The sequence below is a fragment of the Halopseudomonas yangmingensis genome (assembly GCF_900114825.1).
GTDB classification, from domain to species: Bacteria; Pseudomonadota; Gammaproteobacteria; order Pseudomonadales; family Pseudomonadaceae; genus Halopseudomonas; species Halopseudomonas yangmingensis.
Map to the genome: position 1 here is coordinate 1 of NZ_FOUI01000039.1, position 1,814 is coordinate 1,814.

The 1,814-nt window shown below is 41.1% G+C and carries 2 protein-coding genes; both read right to left on the bottom strand.

Features of this window, described 5'->3' with window-relative positions; all coding sequences use genetic code 11:
- The coding region (locus BMZ23_RS14705; RefSeq protein ID WP_245748263.1) for a hypothetical protein at nucleotides 1-1,224 on the bottom strand (1,224 nt) is incomplete at its 3' end.
- A 5-nt stretch (nucleotides 1,225-1,229) separates the two neighbouring features.
- On the bottom strand, nucleotides 1,230-1,628 hold the full coding sequence (locus tag BMZ23_RS14710; protein ID WP_093479085.1) for a pilin: 399 nt from the start codon (nucleotides 1,626-1,628) through the stop codon (nucleotides 1,230-1,232).
- Between the last annotated feature and the right edge of the window lie 186 nt (nucleotides 1,629-1,814).

Sequence of the window (1,814 nt, forward strand, 5' to 3'; positions counted from 1 at the left end):
TAGAGAAAAAATGGTTATTGAAAGGTTTTTATAGCGTTCTGGAATTTTTTGCAGAAACACTGCAATTGCTATGCATGGTCCGAGCAGCGCTACATAGTTCCTGTGCTCAAAATAGAGCTCCAGACTGAGGTTGGTTGATTCCAGCAGATGGGCTGAAATAAACCAGAATACGGCAAATGAAAATAAAGGAATTTTTTTTATTTTTATTACTGCAATCAAAAATAGAGAGAAAAGCGCTATTATGGCTAAAAGAGGTTTCAATTCGTATGGTGATGAGAAATGCTGATAATTGTCATGGAATGGTCTGTATGAAAACATGTCAGGGATGAATGCAAGTCGCACGTATTCGAACAGAATAACTGGTTGGGTGAATAGTCTTTCTGTCATCGTGAAAGAACGGCTCATGTAGCTTTGTTCTGTGTTGCCTGTAGAATGGGCTAAATAGGCAATGATTATTGAAAGACACATTGAGAAAGAAATAATTCTCAGCTGTTTATATTTTTTTGACAGTGAGTTTTCACGCAGAATTGTCAGTTCAATTACCAGCGCGAAAACTGGAAGAAGAATGCCATTTTCTTTGCTGAGCATCGCTAGGGTGGTGAAAGTTCCAATCACCAGCATTTGAAGCACAAGTCTGACTTTTTCGTTAATTTTTTGAAATTTGAAGCAGGAAAGATAAAGCGTAAGGCCAAGAAAAACAAAGAGTGCTGAAAGTCCAGCCATCCTTTGCACTGCTATCAATGATGTTGATATCAGTAGAGGTGAGAACATCCAGAGCATGGATGCGCTAAGTGCGAAAATCTCTGTTTTTCGGATTTTTCTATCATGTAGTTTTATTATCAAGTTACACAGAAAGAAAACAATCACTGCATTTATGCAATGCAGAATGATGTTAAAGAGTAGTATGTTATGGACGTTGTCAGGCCAATCATTCTGATTTGCCAGGAATGTCAGCATGGAAATAGGGCGGCCTAGTGGGCCTGATGTTTCACCTAAAACATAAGCGATTTTAGAGTTTAAGTCGACTATGTTTCCTAGTCCGGAAATTGGTCTAAAGTCGTCGTAATATAGCGTACCACCCAGTCCTGAGCTGTATACAAAATAAAGTATTATTAAGGCTGCAATCAATGCATAGTAAGTTGGGTTTTTTATTGTGTCATGCATGAGTAAGATCAGCCTTTTTAAATAAAAAAGACCGCTATAATAGCGGTCTTTTTGGTGCAAGAAAATTAATTGCAGCCAGTGGGTTTGTACTTTGCGTCAGCGTCAGACGAGCAAGTCCAAACACCGGTAGTCGCATTTCTGGTAAGAGTTACTTTTTTTCCGGTAACTTGAGTTGGGGCATTGCGAACAGTACATTCAATCTCCGAACCAGTAACAGCGATGACGCAGTTGTTGGTGGAAGAGGCTAGTCCGATATCGGCGAGTGTAAGGGTCGCAACACCTTCATTTTTTTTCAGTTCAAATGCTGTTTTGCCTCCAGAAATTTCAGCTAGACCAGCAGTCACTTTTGACTTTGCCTGGTAGTCAGAGTAAGCCGGCAGAGCGATAGCGGCCAAAATGCCGATGATGGCTACAACGATCATCAGTTCAATAAGGGTGAAGCCCTTCTGTGTGTGTTTTTTCATTTCAGGTCTCTCCAAAGTGTGGTCAGGCTGATGCCTGCAAATTTTTAAGCATATTCCATGCCATGTTTTCTTGTTCGGTGGCGCGGTATGGCTAGCAGCCTGTTGAAATTCGCCTACGGCCTGTCTGACTTTGCCGTGTAAGGTTTACGATATCGGCTCCAATCTGCCGGGAACCCCGATTTCCAT

Excerpts from the sequence above, each read along its gene's own strand:
- BMZ23_RS14710 (WP_093479085.1), bottom strand. The coding sequence starts at position 1,628 with ATGAAAAAACACACACAGAAGGGCTTCACCCTTATTGAACTGATGATC.